This is a genomic window from Paenibacillus castaneae, assembly GCF_002884445.1.
Taxonomy (GTDB): domain Bacteria; phylum Bacillota; class Bacilli; order Paenibacillales; family Paenibacillaceae; genus Pristimantibacillus; species Pristimantibacillus castaneae.
The window spans coordinates 3,441,483-3,458,889 of the sequence record NZ_KZ614144.1; the positions used below are offsets into that span (position 1 = coordinate 3,441,483).

Annotated in this window: 26 protein-coding genes; 3 read left to right on the forward strand and 23 right to left on the reverse strand. The window is 39.1% G+C overall.

Going from position 1 to position 17,407, the window contains the following annotated elements:
• Positions 1 to 34: 34 nt before the first annotated feature.
• The 15 genes from CEF13_RS15530 to CEF13_RS15595 all read right to left on the reverse strand — a co-directional run bounded on the left by CEF13_RS15530 (position 35) and on the right by CEF13_RS15595 (position 8,058).
• Positions 35 to 562: a cysteine hydrolase family protein gene (locus CEF13_RS15530; protein ID WP_102711742.1), complete on the reverse strand. Its 528-nt coding sequence runs from the start codon at positions 560 to 562 to the stop codon at positions 35 to 37.
• Positions 563 to 608: 46 nt separating this feature from the next.
• A complete protein-coding gene (locus tag CEF13_RS15535) occupies positions 609 to 1,040 on the reverse strand; it encodes a hypothetical protein (protein WP_102711744.1) in 432 nt (143 codons plus the stop codon).
• Between the two features lie 24 nt (positions 1,041 to 1,064).
• Positions 1,065 to 1,253 carry a hypothetical protein gene (locus CEF13_RS15540; RefSeq protein WP_102711746.1) on the reverse strand — a complete coding sequence of 63 codons (189 nt, stop codon included), beginning with the start codon at positions 1,251 to 1,253 and terminating at the stop codon, positions 1,065 to 1,067.
• A gap of 90 nt (positions 1,254 to 1,343) precedes the next feature.
• Positions 1,344 to 1,835, reverse strand: a complete 492-nt coding sequence (locus CEF13_RS15545; protein WP_102711748.1) for a hypothetical protein — start codon at positions 1,833 to 1,835, stop codon at positions 1,344 to 1,346.
• On the reverse strand, positions 1,822 to 2,271 hold the full coding sequence (locus tag CEF13_RS15550; RefSeq protein WP_102711750.1) for a copper amine oxidase N-terminal domain-containing protein: 450 nt from the start codon (positions 2,269 to 2,271) through the stop codon (positions 1,822 to 1,824). The genes CEF13_RS15545 and CEF13_RS15550 overlap by 14 nt, the downstream gene beginning before the upstream one ends.
• A gap of 211 nt (positions 2,272 to 2,482) precedes the next feature.
• Positions 2,483 to 3,106, reverse strand: coding sequence for a hypothetical protein (locus CEF13_RS15555; RefSeq protein WP_102711752.1), 624 nt, complete (start codon positions 3,104 to 3,106; stop codon positions 2,483 to 2,485).
• A gap of 168 nt (positions 3,107 to 3,274) precedes the next feature.
• On the reverse strand, positions 3,275 to 3,694 hold the full coding sequence (locus CEF13_RS15560; protein ID WP_102711754.1) for a hypothetical protein: 420 nt from the start codon (positions 3,692 to 3,694) through the stop codon (positions 3,275 to 3,277).
• Positions 3,695 to 3,896: 202 nt separating this feature from the next.
• Positions 3,897 to 4,598, reverse strand: coding sequence for a GH25 family lysozyme (locus CEF13_RS15565; RefSeq protein ID WP_102711756.1), 702 nt, complete (start codon positions 4,596 to 4,598; stop codon positions 3,897 to 3,899).
• Between the two features lie 46 nt (positions 4,599 to 4,644).
• Positions 4,645 to 5,400 carry a phosphoribosylformimino-5-aminoimidazole carboxamide ribotide isomerase gene (gene hisA, locus CEF13_RS15570; protein ID WP_102711759.1) on the reverse strand — a complete coding sequence of 252 codons (756 nt, stop codon included), beginning with the start codon at positions 5,398 to 5,400 and terminating at the stop codon, positions 4,645 to 4,647.
• An 85-nt stretch (positions 5,401 to 5,485) separates the two neighbouring features.
• Positions 5,486 to 5,920 carry a GNAT family N-acetyltransferase gene (locus CEF13_RS15575; RefSeq protein ID WP_102711761.1) on the reverse strand — a complete coding sequence of 145 codons (435 nt, stop codon included), beginning with the start codon at positions 5,918 to 5,920 and terminating at the stop codon, positions 5,486 to 5,488.
• A 23-nt stretch (positions 5,921 to 5,943) separates the two neighbouring features.
• The gene (locus CEF13_RS15580) at positions 5,944 to 6,366 is read right to left on the reverse strand and encodes an HIT family protein (RefSeq protein WP_102711763.1); all 423 of its coding nucleotides are present in this window, start codon (positions 6,364 to 6,366) and stop codon (positions 5,944 to 5,946) included.
• 28 nt (positions 6,367 to 6,394) lie between these two features.
• The gene (locus tag CEF13_RS15585; RefSeq protein ID WP_102711765.1) at positions 6,395 to 6,904 is read right to left on the reverse strand and encodes a hypothetical protein; all 510 of its coding nucleotides are present in this window, start codon (positions 6,902 to 6,904) and stop codon (positions 6,395 to 6,397) included.
• 147 nt (positions 6,905 to 7,051) lie between these two features.
• Positions 7,052 to 7,444 (reverse strand): HD domain-containing protein, encoded by a 393-nt coding sequence (locus CEF13_RS15590; protein ID WP_166742969.1) that lies wholly within the window; start codon positions 7,442 to 7,444, stop codon positions 7,052 to 7,054.
• Complete coding sequence (locus CEF13_RS28825) at positions 7,369 to 7,545, reverse strand: hypothetical protein (protein ID WP_166742965.1); 177 nt, start codon at positions 7,543 to 7,545, stop codon at positions 7,369 to 7,371. The genes CEF13_RS15590 and CEF13_RS28825 overlap by 76 nt, the downstream gene beginning before the upstream one ends.
• A 36-nt stretch (positions 7,546 to 7,581) precedes the next feature.
• Entirely contained in the window at positions 7,582 to 8,058 is a 477-nt protein-coding gene (locus CEF13_RS15595; protein WP_102711769.1) for an NUDIX hydrolase, read from the reverse strand.
• A gap of 174 nt (positions 8,059 to 8,232) precedes the next feature.
• Here CEF13_RS15595 and CEF13_RS15600 point away from each other — a divergent pair, with 174 nt between their 5' ends.
• On the forward strand, positions 8,233 to 9,210 hold the full coding sequence (locus CEF13_RS15600) for a phosphotransferase enzyme family protein (protein WP_166742970.1): 978 nt from the start codon (positions 8,233 to 8,235) through the stop codon (positions 9,208 to 9,210).
• 163 nt (positions 9,211 to 9,373) lie between these two features.
• Here the strand turns inward: CEF13_RS15600 and CEF13_RS15605 are convergent, their stop codons facing one another.
• Positions 9,374 to 10,225 (reverse strand): aldo/keto reductase, encoded by an 852-nt coding sequence (locus CEF13_RS15605; protein WP_102711773.1) that lies wholly within the window; start codon positions 10,223 to 10,225, stop codon positions 9,374 to 9,376.
• 215 nt (positions 10,226 to 10,440) lie between these two features.
• Between CEF13_RS15605 and CEF13_RS15610 the strand changes: the two genes are divergently transcribed.
• On the forward strand, positions 10,441 to 11,379 hold the full coding sequence (locus CEF13_RS15610; protein WP_102711775.1) for a hypothetical protein: 939 nt from the start codon (positions 10,441 to 10,443) through the stop codon (positions 11,377 to 11,379).
• A 122-nt stretch (positions 11,380 to 11,501) separates the two neighbouring features.
• Here the strand turns inward: CEF13_RS15610 and CEF13_RS15615 are convergent, their stop codons facing one another.
• Complete coding sequence (locus tag CEF13_RS15615) at positions 11,502 to 11,732, reverse strand: cold-shock protein (protein ID WP_102711777.1); 231 nt, start codon at positions 11,730 to 11,732, stop codon at positions 11,502 to 11,504.
• Between the two features lie 68 nt (positions 11,733 to 11,800).
• Complete coding sequence (locus CEF13_RS15620; protein WP_102711779.1) at positions 11,801 to 12,001, reverse strand: cold-shock protein; 201 nt, start codon at positions 11,999 to 12,001, stop codon at positions 11,801 to 11,803.
• Positions 12,002 to 12,315: 314 nt separating this feature from the next.
• Between CEF13_RS15620 and nagZ the strand changes: the two genes are divergently transcribed.
• On the forward strand, positions 12,316 to 13,560 hold the full coding sequence (nagZ, locus tag CEF13_RS15625; RefSeq protein ID WP_102711781.1) for a beta-N-acetylhexosaminidase: 1,245 nt from the start codon (positions 12,316 to 12,318) through the stop codon (positions 13,558 to 13,560).
• Positions 13,561 to 13,659: 99 nt separating this feature from the next.
• Here nagZ and fabI read toward each other — a convergent pair whose 3' ends face one another.
• From fabI to CEF13_RS15650, 5 genes are all read right to left on the reverse strand, one after another.
• Positions 13,660 to 14,436 carry an enoyl-ACP reductase FabI gene (fabI, locus tag CEF13_RS15630; RefSeq protein ID WP_102711783.1) on the reverse strand — a complete coding sequence of 259 codons (777 nt, stop codon included), beginning with the start codon at positions 14,434 to 14,436 and terminating at the stop codon, positions 13,660 to 13,662.
• A 103-nt stretch (positions 14,437 to 14,539) separates the two neighbouring features.
• Positions 14,540 to 15,337: a GNAT family N-acetyltransferase gene (locus tag CEF13_RS15635; protein WP_166742971.1), complete on the reverse strand. Its 798-nt coding sequence runs from the start codon at positions 15,335 to 15,337 to the stop codon at positions 14,540 to 14,542.
• A gap of 147 nt (positions 15,338 to 15,484) precedes the next feature.
• Positions 15,485 to 16,228 carry a class I SAM-dependent methyltransferase gene (locus CEF13_RS15640; protein ID WP_102711787.1) on the reverse strand — a complete coding sequence of 248 codons (744 nt, stop codon included), beginning with the start codon at positions 16,226 to 16,228 and terminating at the stop codon, positions 15,485 to 15,487.
• Complete coding sequence (locus CEF13_RS15645; protein ID WP_102711789.1) at positions 16,218 to 16,724, reverse strand: GNAT family N-acetyltransferase; 507 nt, start codon at positions 16,722 to 16,724, stop codon at positions 16,218 to 16,220. The genes CEF13_RS15640 and CEF13_RS15645 overlap by 11 nt, the downstream gene beginning before the upstream one ends.
• 270 nt (positions 16,725 to 16,994) lie before the next feature.
• Positions 16,995 to 17,387: a DUF3992 domain-containing protein gene (locus CEF13_RS15650; protein WP_102711791.1), complete on the reverse strand. Its 393-nt coding sequence runs from the start codon at positions 17,385 to 17,387 to the stop codon at positions 16,995 to 16,997.
• Positions 17,388 to 17,407 lie beyond the last annotated feature (20 nt).

Genomic DNA, 17,407 nt, shown 5'->3' on the forward strand with positions numbered 1-17,407 from the left:
CCTCTCTGCGAGGGCTTTATACGTTTTTTTAATCCTAGCAAAATTCAATATTTGATGATTCTAGATTGTTCGCGAAAGCACCGAATTGATCATTGTAGTGTGCTATAATTTGTGTCGCGCTTTGATTGCCTTGACTCCATGTACTATGACAGTCTTTGACCACAGTCACATGATAGTCTAAATCATGGGCTCGACGGCATGTTGCATCAATACATAAATCTGTTTGAAGACCCGTTATAACAACCTTCTCAATCCCTAGCCTCACCAATTCCGTTTGGAGATTCGTTTCATGGAACGAGTCGGGCGTATGTTTCTGAATAATAATGTCCCCGCTAACAGGGGTTATTATGGGGTGTATGTTCCAACCTGGACTATTCGTAGCTAAAGGTTCACCTGCCGCTTCATTATGTTGGACATATATAACGGGGGTATCACATGCTCTAGCTTTTTTAATAAGTCCACTTAGACGCTCAAGCAGGCCATGCCCGTCGAATACGGGGTCTGTTTCTTCAAACATGCCGTTTTGAACATCAATTACAAGCAAAGCAATATCATTTTTCATTAACAATACCTCCTCCATGATCTTATAAGTATTGGACTTTCTCGGGCTATAATCCAACTGCGATTTGACCCTCATCATAGGCCTGGAAAATAGCATTCGAAACCAAAAAATAATCGCTTTGATACATTTTCATTTTATCGATTTGCGTTAGCGATGGAACAGTAACAATTACAGTTGTCATAATGAAGGATAGCAAAATTGCGAATATCTTTTTCTTGCTCTCTTTTCTTACTATCACTTGGATAAATAGAATAAGCAGCCATATCAGCGAAACTAGAAGGATAATTCCTGCGGGCAGGTAAAGAACTATAGTTAAAAAATCGTCACCCGCAACAAATTTCGCATATAGTAGCAAAAAATCTCCTACAAATAACATCAATAACGGAATAACGATCCGTTTAATACTCGCTATTCCATATATCAGCATCACAGTAGTTCCTATTACAGCAGTTATTATAATCATCAACGCTAATGCCATATCAGTTACCTCGTTAGTTGCTTATCATTTTTTTATCTTTACGTAAGCTTGAACAAAGGCAATTAGAAGAGAAATAATAATGGAAATGATGAATAGCCTTTTCTTATCATCTTCAGGAATTAGTAATGTGGTTAACAAATAAATAGCTGCTGTCGTTATAAAAAAATCACCTAAAAAAACCATAAACCTTTTTCTCGGTTTAATAGCTCCCACTTAATCTCCCCCCCGTCGAAAATAGGCTATTAACGTTAATTTAAGACGCTCCATGATGAAAGACGAATAACTGATATAAAGCTGCATCCTCTATCCATCAACTCGTATCTCATCAGGAATTTCCTGTATAAACGACTCTACCGGTGTATTACTCTCAGAAAATATTTTATCACCTATTTTTGTCATGGCACCATTTTTTTCAACTTTACCATATTCGACTTTTCCTAAAGCAAAAATTGTATCCGCAAAATAGATATACGTTTTATTTAGATCATCTTTAGATGGTTTTGTACCGCTCTCCTCGACAACATTCCCAGTTGTATCTGTACGTGCTTGATATACAACCTCCTTAAGACCATATGTATTAATCATAATATAACTTTTAATATCCTCAAATTGAGTATAATAACGTAAAGCTTCTCCTTCTGGGAAATAGTAGTACGTTGTTGCCCCCCTTGCATCATTTGGATAAAGAGGGTTGTTTAATTCTGTTCTAGGTAATAATACGGCTGCTTTGCGTGCATCTACTAAGTTCCCAGATTCCAGTGATCTATAAAGCTGAATTTTATCAGAACTTTTCACAAGAACAGCACTTATGTTTTTTTCCCATTGCCACTTCAGCTCCAAATGCCTCAGCAATAAATCTCAAAGGAACCATCGTTCTCCCTTTAATTGATGTAACCGGTATATCTAATGTTATGGCTATACCATTTTTGAAAGCAACCGATTTGTCTTCAGTTAGTTTCAATGTATCTTTTGTTCTTGAGTTAATTATTGTTGCCGTTTTTGACTTGTTGTCCCATTGGAAACTCAGTTGTAAGTCTGATAAGGCACGCACTGGAATGAGAATCCTGCCTTTAACCATCACTGGAGCCACATCACCTTGAAACAATTCGCCATTCACATAAATCTTATTCTGCTGATTAGCAGCCGAAGCTACGGAAGAGCCTAATATTGACGTTAATATGAATGAACTAAGGGCTAGCATTTTAAGTTTATATATCATTTTCACTTTCATTAATTTCACTCCTCATAATATAGACTTTAAATTTTCCAAAAAGTTGCAATTATGAGCATGCTACCATGGGAATACCAAAATCTACGTAACGTAGATAGAAAATAAACCTTTTGGTGAAGATATTATCGGCGATTCATGCCAACACGAATAAAAAAACCTGTTGAAAGTTCAACAGGATAACAAAATTTATCTAGAATATATGATTTTGAAATCAATCTTCAAATCGCAAGGTGAAAATGACAGCTCTTTCGAGTCCGCTTAATGCTTCCGGTGAGAAGTCAGCCGTCTGCATTGTATTTGTGCTCGTTGCTTGCATCCCCCATACATAAGCAGATTGGTCTGTCACAAATGTACGCGGTTCATTATAATAAATTAGCCCTCGTGTGGTGAACTCTTTATCCCATACAGTCGTAAAAGTAACGAGGCTTGATCCAGAGTCATTAATCGTACTAACTTTAATCTTGTTATAGCTATCCTCACCTTCATTAAATACGGTATCAATTGATATAATAACTTCAATTTCATGATTTTCTTTATCGCCCGAACTAAAGAATAAGTCACCGATTGAGCCGGATGATGCTGTTTTCTTGCCATTTTGCCATATATCAATATCCAAGCTTGCATTCGGTTTATTACCTTCATAGCGTAATTTAAATGCTCCAGTCATGGGGCCTAAGAACGGTTGAAACTTTGCTCCTTCACCCTTGAATAGGTCAACGGGCGTAAGTGTTATTTTTGCAGGTTCATCCTTGCTTTTAAGAACAGACATATTGGATTCCGCTGTGCACCCCGTTAAAGATAGCAATAAAATCAAAACACAAACAATTAAACGCATTAAACCACTCCTTTTGGAACACTTTACCATAACATTTCCACACTTTCCACTATGCTGCTCGTTATCTATATCCCCTATAATTCGCAAATTAGAAAATCTAAACTGATACTTCATAAAAAAAGCCCTTTGCACAACTATGTACAAAAGACCTGTTTTGCTATTTATATGTTATTTATGTCTGGAGATAAACTCGGTAATCGGATTAAATAGCTCTTCACGTTCCCATATCACTTTAAAGCCTCTCATTAATACCTCTTTGAGAGTCTCATCCAGCGGCTCATTAAACCATGTTTCTTCGACAATCCCGTACTCTGCCTCTAACCCATTCGCATATAAGATACGCAAAGAAAGGAGTGAGCCACGCTCGTCCTTAGTCGCCTCCTCTACCCTATCGAATGGGAATTGATTTAGGATCGCTTCTAACGTTTTGGCCTTTTTATCTGAAATAATAAGAAAATTCATATCCGATTGTTCTTCGTTGTCCTCGTCACTGGCGCAATTTCCGACTAATGCAATCCCTGCTATAGGCGTCTGATCGCCCGCCCAATTCAGAAATTCATAAAGTAATGCATAATGATCCGGTCTCATCGCTGCTCTGCCTCCACATACTACTACTTCATACTAGCTATAAACTCTATCTCTATCAAAGTTAAACCTTTAACTTCTTCAAAAATAACGGCAACAGTATGCATGATCCTGATAGATCTAATAAAACACGTGTCGCTTTATGAGAAAGCTTATACTGATGATCCTTGTCAAAGCTCTAGAATCATCCATAAAGGCCTAAACATTATAGAAACCTCTTATCGAATTCGGATTGACTGCCCTTGAATACATTAATATCAACATAGGCATCAATTCCCTTTACTCTGCCTCTATTACAATATTGCCAAAACATCCATTCCTTTTTTCCTTTCAAGGTTGGATATTTCACTATATCTCGAATCCATATGTCGTAATCGTCGAAGCCATTCGATACATACGTATTATAAGTATCATAAGTAACATAAAGGATGGGCTTCTTATCGTAAGCCGTTTCTAACTTTGCGCTCATAGCTTTTAGCTCTCTCTGAATCGTGTCGACATCATGCGTCAATGCAATTTCGAGATCAATAACAGGAGGCAAACTTTTCTCTTCATTAGGAACAACAGCTATAAACTGATCCGCTTGCTGTTCACCCGTACTCCGTGAGGAGAAAAAGTGATAAGCACCAACTAATAATCCGCTGACTTTAGCCTGCTCCCAATTCCCCTCAAATGTATCATCCGTATAATCATGGCCTTCTGTAGCCTTCATATAAACGAAATCATATTTTCCCGCTTCCGCAACCGTCTTCCAATCAACGTTCCCTTGATAATGGGAAACATCAAGCCCTCTAACCTTGTAGTTCATAGCGAAAATACTATTATGCCAAATAAAACCCTTGTATTCAAAAAAACCTAGTAAAATGATGAGTGATACAAAAATAATAACTGTTTTTCTAAACCTCATAGTACCTCCTTATTGGAAAATACTTTCGGTTTACGACCAGTCTGCTTTATTCTTGTTGTTGTCTGCTGTATGCTACAACCTGTTCATAGGGAAGTTCCCCGCCGAAAATATCAAGTGCGCTGCCAATCGTAAGATCTAATTTACCGTTCGACAGCTTTCGGAATTGTTCCATATCCGCAAGGGATCTCGCTCCACCTGCATAAGTTGTCGGAATCGTTACCCAGTCAGCAAGCGCACTAACTAGACTTTCCTGAATTCCACGCTGCTTGCCTTCCACATCAACCGCATGAACAAGAAACTCATTACAATATTGCTCAAGAAATTGAATGTTTTCTTTATTCACTTCAAAGTCGCTGAACTGCTTCCATTGATTCGTAACAACGAACCATTTGCCATCCTTCTCTTTGCAGCTTAAATCGATAACAAGGCGGTCCACTCCAACCTCGGATACGATGCGCGACAAATGGTTTTCATTTAGTTTTCCGTCTTTGAAAATATAAGAAGTTACAATGATATGCGATGCGCCACGCTCCAAATAGGACGCTGCATTGTCTGCTGTAATGCCGCCGCCAATTTGCAGTCCGCCTGGATATTGCTCTATGGCATTAACAGCAGCAGCTTCATTGCCACCGCCTAGCATAATGACATGGCCGCCAGTCAATCCATCCTTTTTAAACAGCTCCGCATAGTAAGCCGAATCATGCTTGGATACGAAATTTTCAATGATTTCTGTGTTCAATGTTTCGCCCACGATTTGTTTTACTTTCCCGTCATGCAAATCAATACAAGGTCTAAACTTCAATGCGATTCCTCTATTCTGTTATATTCTATGTTCGGTATTAGAGCTGACCAACTGCCTATTGCATATATTTCCCCTTATTATAACATTAATGAGACCCCGCGTTTCGAGTATAATCCGGCATTCTTCTCATCATCCGCTCTTTATCGGTGAAAAAGTGGAATTGCTCATACAACTCATGCGCATCTTTGGTCCCTAAAATACCGGACAAATCCTTGAGTTCATCCGATGACGTCAAGCTCTCTACTAACTTTTTCCCAATGCCCTGTCCGCGATAAGCTTCATCAACAATAACATCGCATAACCAATACATAGTCGCAAAATCAGTTACGACACGGGCAAATCCAATTTGTTTATTGCCGTCGTAAACCCCATAACATACTGAATTTCGAATCGATTTCTCTACTTTTTCTTCCGACCTGCTGCTTGCCCAGTAAGATTTCGATAATAACTCTTTAATTGCAGCGATATCAAGCAATTTTTTGTCATCGCTAATGATGTACTCCTTATATGGAATGTGCATAGATAATCTCCTGCTTTCCTAAATTATAGTGTCATTTCATCAATCAATCGCTGCCGAGTTTCTTTCAGTCTCAAACCAGCTCCATGATCTGTGAGAGGTTCTGACCAAGTGAAGCCATCATCAGCGTAACGGGGGATAACATGCATATGATAATGGTTAAGATCATTAAATATACCGCCATTTTGACAAATGGTTATGCCATCAGGTTGAAAGGTTTGCTTCAGAAGCTTAGTCATTCTCACTGAAGCATTCATGATGGCACTTAACACCTCTGGCGTGATCTCATCTACATCATGGAAATGCTCCTTGGGCAATATGATCATGTGGCCTTCATTAAAAGGTGCAATATCAAGCACACATGAGATGTATTCATTCTCATAAACGACATTCACTTCTACGATTCCATTAGCAATTTCACATCCCAAACAGCTTGTTTTCATGTTCATTTCCGCCTCTCCAGCATATTCAAAATGTTTAGTAAGACCTATCTAGAAGATCCTTATCATTAAAATAAATTTGGATAGTTTCTACGTTTTTACTCCCCCGTAATATAATCACCCATTCTCCATGCGTGAAATATTCCGGGTTTTCATTTTTGAATCTGGACTGTTTAAGCTTATGCTCTGCAGTCTCGTAAAGCTCACCGATCTTAACACCATAAATGCTGAAATCAGGATTGGTAAATTGTAAGGAACTGATGGAATCATACAAATCATTATCGTTATCGCCTGAAATCCCTATTTCAACTGATTTCTCACCATATTTCCTCAAATGACCGCCAAAGCCTTCTATGTATTCACCCTGTCCCCAAGCTTTAATGAGATCCGCTTCGCTTAATCCCATATAGATGTCTTCAGCCGAAAGGTTCTCGTTAAACTGATGCAAAGAGATCGGTTTTTCTTTGAGCAAATGAAAAAGAAGTGGAATGAGGATAGCGATTAAAATAATGGTTCCCATTGCTAGTAGCAAGCTTTTCGAATTCACAGAAATGTGTGACCACTCCCTTTAGCTTTAATTAAATTTCCCCGTTTGCATCCAGCATAAATCTCTTTTGAAAATCCAAGTGAAATGCCTGCTTTTGATCAAATATTTCTTTCGATAAGTCAAAATTCAATGCTTCACGTGACTTCTTCACATATTGCTTATAATCGTCACTTTCCCAATGCCGAATCGAATCGAATCAAACACGTTTTCATCGACATGGGCACTGTACAAATATTTCAGCCATATCTCGTTAGAACCAAAATGATCGAGTATGTCCGCATCCTGCACGAGTTTGATATAGTACGGCTGGTCTTCTTGTTTTCTAGTGTTATGTAATAAAATTATAGTAGAAATATGTTCCAATTCATCTGCTGTACACTCATTTGCTAACAGAGACTTCACAAGATGTGCTCCTGTCACGTGATGAGGCTCAATCCCTTTGGTTACATCATGAAAAAGTGCGCCTACATATATAACATCATCTTTGCTAGCTTCATCTGGAAATAAGCGTTTCCTAAGATTGATAGAAAGCTTTGCCACTCGCTGTGCATGGTAATAAATAAATCCTTTTTCTCTTTGAAGATACTATTCCTCTTTCCCATCGACTTGAAGGCGATCTCATTCATTTTTTCTAAATCCATTTGGTTGGCCTCCTCTTGTGAATTTTATCCTTATCTCTACTTTATCAAAATCTCTTTGATTAGCTTCTGTTGGGAAACCGGCATACCGGCAGGCCATTCATTCATATTGCAAAAACAGATTTGTGAAATTTCGCTGCATGGCTTGAACGTTCCGCCAATAACCTTCCCCGTAAATATTAAATCTACCCGGTTTGGATTTCGATTATAGAGCGCCTTTGCTATGCCGTCTATCTGTATTTCAAGACCCGTTTCTTCAAGAACTTCCCGTTTCAGCCCATCCTCAGGCTTCTCCAACTCCATCCAACCGCCTGGTATTCCCCACGGTTCCTTGCGATAAACATGATTCAGCAATAGGATTTGTCCGGCTTCGTTCGTGAAAATGCCTAATACGGCAACCAAAAATTTATGCTGCGCACGATATACAATCCAGTTCTTTAGGCCAACAAAAGGCGTATGCTTATAAAGAAATACAAGCAGGTCACGAGGCAGCATATTCATTATTTTCGCAAACATATATCACCTATTTCCTTCCTCTTAGTAGGAATATATTACCACAAACACGCTTTTGCTGCGTAGCCTTAAATGGTAACGTATAATTATATCTATTTATTCCATTCTCTACTAACTCATTTTCAGTTAAGATAAAGAGAATATTGTACGATACATATGAAAGGGTGTCATCCATCGATGCATATTGCTGCTGTACATTCTGTTTTTGATAAAGAAGCGCTTTTTAACGCATTAGCCGCCGTTTACGATATTGGTACTCCAATAAGCACCACCTTCGTCTCCAATGGTTTGAATGATACCTATCTAGTCAAGACGGAGAAAGGCCCTTTTATATTACGTATTTATAAAAAGAATTGGCGCTCCGAATCCGAAATCCGCTTTGAACTTGATCTGTTGTTGTATTTAATAGATTGCGGCATTCCACTTTCCTATCCTATTGCTCGAACTGACGGCGAGCTGTTGACAGAGCTTGATGCACCGGAAGGGCTACGTTACGCGGTATTGTTCACGCATGCTGATGGGAAAGGCAACGGGGATCTAGAAACAAGCCGAAGATATGGCCATTCAATAGCTCTCTTACATCAAGCAATGGACAATTATGTGCCTAAGTACGAACGATTTGTACTTGATACCACTCATCTCCTTGATGAGCCGCTTAAGCAAATACTTCCCTCTTTGAAGCATCGGCCCGATGATACGCAATTTGTAACCGATTTATCCAGCCGCTTGAAAGAACGTATTCTTGATTCTGCTAATGACTCTCTGGATTGGGGCGTTTGTCATGGCGATTTGCATGGCTGGAATGTGTTCCATTCGGAGGATGGCAGCTTGACTCATTTCGACTTTGATTGCTGTGGACTCGGTTGGCGCTCCTACGATTTATCTGTGTTTCTCTGGGATCGGGTTTGTGGCAGATCCGAAAAGGATGAATTAAAGGATGAGTGCTGGGATGCCTTTATCGAGGCGTATGTGAAGGAAAGACCGCTCAGCGAGCTTGATCTCGGTATGATTCCAGTATTCATAGCAGCAAGACAGCTCTGGTTGATGGGACTGCATACTGGAAATAGCGGTGTGTGGGGAGCATGGCAGGATGATGGTTATTTTGACAATAAGATTAACTTTCTGAAGGCTTGGGTGAAAGAACATAATCTATAGTATATGTAGTGATCAAAGTTAATTATAGTAAAGTAAATAGAGGACGATTAGCTCATTATATGAGCTAATCGCCTCTATTTTTTGTTTAAAAGAAATAGTAACTATGTTGACTTAAAGGGTCTACATCGAAGCTAGATGACATTCAGCGTTATGAATATGACCTTTAGATATCGAGTTTACGGGTCCCGATCCATTTCACCATTTCAGGATCGCGGTGTGAAAAGAACAGGCTCTGTTTCGTATCTAACGTAGTAATCGACTCGATATCCTCTTGGCTTAATTCAAAATCAAATATATTATAGTTTTCGATAATTCTTTCTTTACGAACAGACTTTGGAATCACAACAACTTCTCTTTGTGTCAACCAACGTAAAACCACTTGGGCAACGGATTTATTATACTTTTCAGCTATAGATACTAATACTTCATTCTGGAATAAGTTATTTTTTCCTTCAGCAAAAGGGGCCCAGGACTCAATCTGAACATTGTTCTCTTTCATAAATTTTGAACTTTCGATTTGCTGATTGAAAGGATGCGTTTCAACCTGGTTTACAGCAGGAACTACTTCATTATGAATAATCAAGTCGATCAGACGATCCTCATGGAAGTTACTAACGCCAATTGCACGGACCTTTCCTTCACGATACAATTCCTCCATAGCGCGCCAAGAGCCATGTACATCGCCAAATGGCTGATGAATTAAATACAAATCTAAATAATCCAATTGCAATCTTTCCAGTGATTTTTCAAATGCCTTTTTTGTGCGCTCATAACCAGCATCCTGAACCCAAAGTTTCGTAGTGACAAATAATTCCTCTCTCGGAACGCCACTGCGTTTGATTGCTCTGCCAACTGCTTCTTCATTTAAATAAGATGCAGCGGTATCAATCAGCCGATAGCCTGATATAATAGCATCATAAACGCTTTGTTCACATTCCATTTGATCTGCAATCTGAAAAACACCAAAACCAAGTATAGGCATTTCAACACCATTGTTCAACATTACTTTTTGCATATAAAATCCTCCATTTGCTCCAGTAGATCGACAATATCGGTGATCCATCCACAGCAGCTCCTAATATGAAGAACGTCACGCCGAACACCGTATCCTTATTATGCACCAAATGACAAAGTGAACGTTATCCCATTAGTGCCAAATGGTTGCCTAATCCTATCACTTCTTCTTATATATTTTGAGGCGTTTTTATTTTAGCAAAGAGGGTGAAATTTATGGAACCAACGCTTACAGCCGATCTTGAAAGAATACTGCGAAAACTTGAAAAAGCTGATTTAATTAATGTTTTAGTCGATAGGATACCCTCAAGCGATTTGAATTCATTACTTTTAAAAGTGTTCAGCGAGAAAACAAAATCATCTTCTCCTAATGATCTACTTAAAAGATATCAGGAAAACCGCTTTGTACACCCAGCTGAGGTCGATGTAATCCTGCTTAAGAAGTTAGAGATGGACGTTCTAGAAATTGCTTCAAAACATTCTATTTCGCCAATTCAATTATCTCCCGCAGCACCTTTGGGTTGCGCTTCTGTGCTAGGATCGGTTGATCAAAACAAAGTCATCTCAGCCCTTAGAGGAACAGAAGTTGTATCCGACGCAACTAATCTCTTAGCATTGCATATCAGTGAATTAATTAAAAAAAATTATTCAAAAAATATACGAAATCAATTTATTCGTTTTTGTACTACTCATAGGCATGTCCGCGCGCAATTTTTTGGAGATGTTCCAGGGATGCTGCCACATTTCCATTTATTTTGTATGGTGACTTCTGGTGTAGACGAAGGCTCCTACAGCTTCGAGAAACAATCATTATGGGAACATATCAAAGTTTACCAAAGTATATTCAAAACCCTTTTCGGATCTGAAATCGAGATCATCTTAAGTGAGCGTAATGGCTACAAAGATACTGCTGGTCTGGTATCTAGGATTATAAAACACGGGCAAGAACTGTCAATGAATGTTTCGGTAAGTACAGGAGAGCCGAATAAGGAAAACCAGTATTACAAAGGATTGCAATTCACTTTAAAGACAGTTATAGGTGAAACGGAGTATTCTATTGGTGATGGTGGATTTGTCGATTGGACACAAAATATGTTAGGCAGCAGGAAAGAACGGCTATTGATTAGTGCAATTGGTCTGGATAGACTCATTTAATAAATTTCCGCAGCCACAATGAGCTTACCAACAATCGACAAGGAGTGTAGACAGAAAAAAAACCGCTGCTTCACGGTTCACGGTTGATGAATTCATATTTATTTTGAAAGGCTGCAGGTTCTTTATGAAATCTGTCGGCCTTTTTTTAACTGCTTCATATCCTTGTTCGAGTTGTTGATTGTCGGCAGCATCTTCATACTGCTAACCATATTGGATGAGCATTGGTGGCAGGCAGGTACATATTCAAAAGCGAAATTGTCCCTAATCCAGCAAGTACAGCCCTCACTCTCACAAGTCCAAATCATAGTGTCTTCTTGAGGAGTCTCTTCTAACGATTTTCTTCGAAAATACATAGTCTATTCCTCCTTCGATCTATAAAAAAAAACCCTTAACGAATGTTAAGGGCTTTTCAAACTGTGTACTACAGTTTTACAACGTTTTCTGCTTGTGGTCCACGGTTGCCTTGAGTTACGTTGAACTCAACTTGTTGACCTTCGTCAAGGGATTTGAAGCCTTCGCCTTGGATTGCGGAGAAATGTACGAATACGTCATTTCCACCTTCAACCTCGATAAAACCGAAACCTTTTTCTGCGTTAAACCATTTTACTGTGCCTTTTTCCATTATAAAAACCTCCACTAAATTATTAACATGTTTTTTTTGTACGAAACTAAAAATCACACATTGAAAAAGGTACCATACAAATGATCACCCTTTTCAATATGTGAATTCAAGGTTTAATTTGTTTATAAACGTAGTATAGCATAGTAAAAAACAAAACACAAGCGATAATGAAGAACTATTATTTTCGTACCAATCCACTCTTCTTCCGCCGCTAAGAATCATGCTTGTACGTTTTTCTGTATCGTTTATAATGAACTCAAATATGGGTATATTAAACCCATTATAAAGATTTTACAATAAGGGAGTGTACTTGGATGAAACAACGAAAGATGATAATGCTAACCGTAGTGCTCATCTGTTGTATGTTAGCAGCCTGCAGTAGAAATGCAAATGTAAACAATGGAATAACTACGCCAAGCACAAGCGCCTCCCCTTCAATTGAACCAACTTCATCTCCTGAACCAACCGATCCGATTAAAGACCAAATAGCCAACATGTCCCTTGATGAAAAAATTGGTCAGATGGTCATTGTAGGATTAGACGGCACGATCATGCAAGCGGAAGCCAAGAAAATGATCGACAACTATCATGTCGGCGGCTTCATATTATATAAGGATAATATTGCAGATGCTCCACAAACGCTGGCCCTGCTTAATCAATTAAAAGCTCAAAACAAAACAAATCAAGCTCCTTTGTGGTTAAGCATTGATCAAGAGGGTGGTAAAGTTAGCCGCATGCCTGATGAATTCATGAAGCTTCCGGCTGCACTGGAAATAGGAAAAAAGAATAATACACAATATACGCATCAAATCGGACTAGCTTTAGGAAATATGGTACACGCTCTAGGCTTCAATATGGATTTCGCGCCTGTTCTCGATATTAACAGCAATCCCAAAAATCCGGTTATTGGGAATCGTTCATTCGGGACTAATCCGGATACCGTGATCAAGCATGCCATTGAAACGATGACCGCCATCCAATCTACCGGAGTGGCAGCTGTCGTGAAGCATTTTCCCGGCCATGGCGATACATCAGTTGATTCCCATCTGGAGCTGCCAGTCGTGCATAAAAGCTTAAAAGAGCTTAAATCATTTGAGCTTCTGCCATTCATCGAAGCTGCTGAGCAGAATGCTGATGCTGTCATGATTGCGCATTTGCTTATCCCTAGCATAGATAATCAGAATCCCGCTTCCCTATCCAAAAAGATCATTACGGATTTGTTAAGAGACGAACTCCATTACGACGGCGTTGTTATTACCGATGACATGACGATGGGCGGTATTACAAAGCATAATGATATTGGTGATGCTGCAGTTCGTTCTGTATTAGCGGGTACCGATATTTTACTTGTTGGACATGACTATAAGCAGCAAACCGCTGTTCTTGAAGCATTGAAGAAAAGTGTAACCGACGGAGCGGTTAGTGTCAGCAGGCTGGATGATAGTATTTATCGCAATCTGAAGTTGAAAATGAAATATGAACTGAACGATTCCGCTGTTAAGAGCATTGACGTTAAGGCAATAAATGAACAAATTAAAGCTGCATTAGCCAGTAAATAAAAAATAGAGCCCTCCCTCAAAGAAGGTTTGTATACAACCTGTTTGAAAGAGAGCTCTATTGGATTATTTTGAGATTGCAACAACGTGCCCTATAAAGGCTTACAAGCCCATAATATGATAACCAGCATCCACATGAAGCACCTCACCGGTTACCCCTCTGGATAAATGACTGAGCAAGAACATTGTGGCATCGCCTACTTCATCTTGGTCAATCTGGCGGCGAAGCGGAGCTTTCTCTTCAATTGTAGACAAGATGTCATTAAAGCCTGATACACCCTTAGCTGCAAGAGTACGGATCGGACCCGCAGATACTGCATTTACACGAATGCCGTACTTCCCTAAATCCTCTGCCAAATACATGACGCTTGCTTCCAGCGCAGCTTTCGCTACGCCCATAACATTGTAGTTTTTCACGACACGCTCAGCACCAATATACGTTTGAGTAACGATACCGCCGCCTTCCGCCATCAATTTTTTCGCTTCACGGGCAACGGCTACTAAGGAATACGAGCTTGAGTTTTGTGCAAGCAAATAGCCCTCCCTCGTCGTATTCAAATATTCACCTTGAAGCTCGTCCTTTTCGGCGAAAGCTACCGAATGCACGACACCATGAATAATTCCTGTCGTTTTTTCGATTTCAGCGAAAGCTGCTACTACGCTGTTGTCATCGAGCACATCACAAGATACGGTTTGCAACGCATCGATGCCATGCTGATCAAGAAGCTTCTTAAGTTTTTCTAAAGATCTATCTTTACGGTATGTGAATATAAGCTTGGCGCCTTGATTATGAAGTGACTTCGCTACTCCCCAGGCAATGCTTCGATCATTTGCTACACCCATAATTACGATTACTTTATTTTGCATTAAGTTTGACATGCTGTTCCTCCTAGTTGTTCATCACATCTTATCATACTCTATAATGGCACTATCCTATACTAAACGATAACCTTAGATGGATTCAACCATAGGTATTACGAAATTATTGCTTCTTCTCTAATCTCATATTCGTATAATACGAATGGAAACTGGCTTTTTTCCAAAAATTCATGCCTTTAGGATTGGATTCTAGTACATCAATAACGATTGCGTTTGCGCTTGAGAATCTATTTTTCAACAATAATTGGACTCCAGCAATTCCAAGGCCCTGATTTCTACATTCTCTTTTTATGAAAAATTGACGTAGATAAATTTCAGTATTCGATGCCTTGATGGCGTGCTCATTAAACCGATACAGCGCATAGCCTACAACTGCTTCATCCTTGAGTAAAAGGTCAATCTGCCAATCCCCCTTCAGCCATTCCTGCATCCTAAGCAAGAGCTCCGAGTGAGTCATTTCATTTAAACTGCCCTCATCTTCAATTAATTGTTTATTCATCAACGCTAATTGTTCAAGATGCTGCTCCGTCGCCACCATTAATTGAAGATCTCGATCTTCATAAAGCCCAGCATCACGATTCAATTGATTCAGGTGAAGCGGGATTCTAGTCATTTGAGAAAGGGTAAGCTCCACGAGCTGATCCGTTTGGATGTTCTCGAAAATGTCATGTGATACGATGGCATACCGTTTAATTTTTCCATCCTCTCGAAGAACATAAATCGATTTATTATATTTGCTTACAATTTTAACTTTAATTTTATCCGGTTTGTTCGTTATAAGCTCTACGATTATGATGATAAGTATAGTAAGAGATCCTATTCCGGCCAGGAAGACGATAAATCCCCAAATTTCAGGACCGTCATAAATATAAATGTTTATAAATTGGAGAACTGCGTTCATAACTCCCAATGAAAATGACATAATGAGGATGGTATAAATTCTTGATGGCTTTAAATTAATATATGATCACTCCTTTTTCTTGAGGATCCGTTTAGCTCTAAGGATGGAATCAACTGTTGAACCTTCTCCTCGTTCCCGTCTGCCCCATTAGGCTTGGCATCTTTTTTTCGCAACATAGGTTAAACAATCACTAGTTAACCGTATTGGCACGCCATTACGTTCAATTGTGAATTCTAATTTTTTAATGATCATGTCGATGACCTGCCATCCCTTATACGCGTCATTAAATAGATGAATTGCTTTTTCTGTAGACAGATTCACTTCCATGAATACCTGTAGATCTTGTCCTGTTCGTATATCCGTTTCTCTACAGTTCGTATTAAAAATGATGCAATTTATACCATTTGGCAGTGTGCCTGCCGCCATATTCATTAGTACCTCAACGAATAATGCCTCTGATTTCACATGCTCTAGCGTGGATACCGCTACTATATAGTGGAAATGATTTTCAGTAATATTGTAATCTTCTATCTCGCATAAAACAGGTTCTATGTATGGCTTTACATCATAATGATCGCTATAATTCATTAATTTATTTAATGCAGATTCTAAAATATCTACGCACACGACTCTGCCTGACCGGTGCTTAAGCGTTTCCGCCATTGGAATACTATTTCTTCCAACTCCGCTGCCTAAATCTAGTATTGAAATATTTTCATTATCTTGAAATTGCATAAGATGATCCATTACTGTTTTCACTGGCTTGTGCAGCCATGTCCCTGCTTCAAACAGCTTATAATTTTCATAACAGGATTCATGATATTTTCTTTCTTCTTCTCTTATTTTAGCGATTCTTCCCTCCAAATCTATTCCTCCTTTATCATTTTTCATATAGATTCGCACGCCAAGTTTCATCAGCTGTCGTTTTTACATATTGATAACCATTTCTTTGGTAATATTGATTAAGTTTATCATTTGCGGCCATGCAATCCAGCCTTACTTTCGACTTCCCACTTAAACGGATATAGTTCTCTGCCCATTTTAAGAAGGATTCTCCGATTCCTGAACCAACATGATTTCTGCTTATTGCAAACCGATGAATATAACCCGAATCATCATCATCCAGCTCTCCCCATACCGATGGGTCAGACCAACAGATTAACAAAGTTCCAACAATCTCATTATTTAGACTCGCCAAATAAATTTCCGCGTTATGATCAATCCAATCCTTAACCTGCGATACATTGAAATATTCAGGACGCCACTGATTGATACCCTTTGAAAGCAGCCATCTGGCCGAATCCTGCCAAAGCTTGACTATCGTTTCTCCATCATCAATAGATGCAAGACGAACATCTAAGGTAAGCTTATTATCTATATCTTTCATTGGTTTCGCCTCCAAATATTTTAACTTCATCTGCTAACTCCAGCTTATATTTTTACGGAACCAATCTCAACCATTTTTTACATCGTCAAGACAACCCCATTTTACTTTCACGAAAAAAGTGACAAAAGAACGGCTCTTTTCGCAGCTTCTGCGATAGAGCCGTTCTTTGATTAACATCGAATCATTTAGTAATTCTCCTCTAGTTTATCCATACAGGAGTAGATATGTCACAAATACCGAATCGTCTTTTCCATTTACAACTCCATGCCGTTAGCTTAAAGGATATCGTGGGGTTAAACAAAACTCTCCTTGGTATGCAGGTGTAAATGGAGCAGCCCCTGTTCCTGTTAATGTTATTGAAGTAAAGCCATTTTTGGTAAATGCAAGACTAGCTCCTACAGTTAGTGTTTCAGTTTCAACTGTAGTAGCACCGAGAAGAAATGTAACGTTTACTGTACCACCAGTCGGTCCACTATCTAATGATATTGTTCCGGATACAAACGTTTTAGTTGGATTTGTATTTAGTGCATAGATGGTGATGTCAGGTGTGGCGGCTGTTATAGTATAAGGAGCACACAATTTATCCTGCACAAATGATCTTTGGCTACAACACTCATGATTGCCTACCACTAAGGTTTGATTATTACTGCTGCATCCACTCATGGATTAAATTTCCTCCTCTA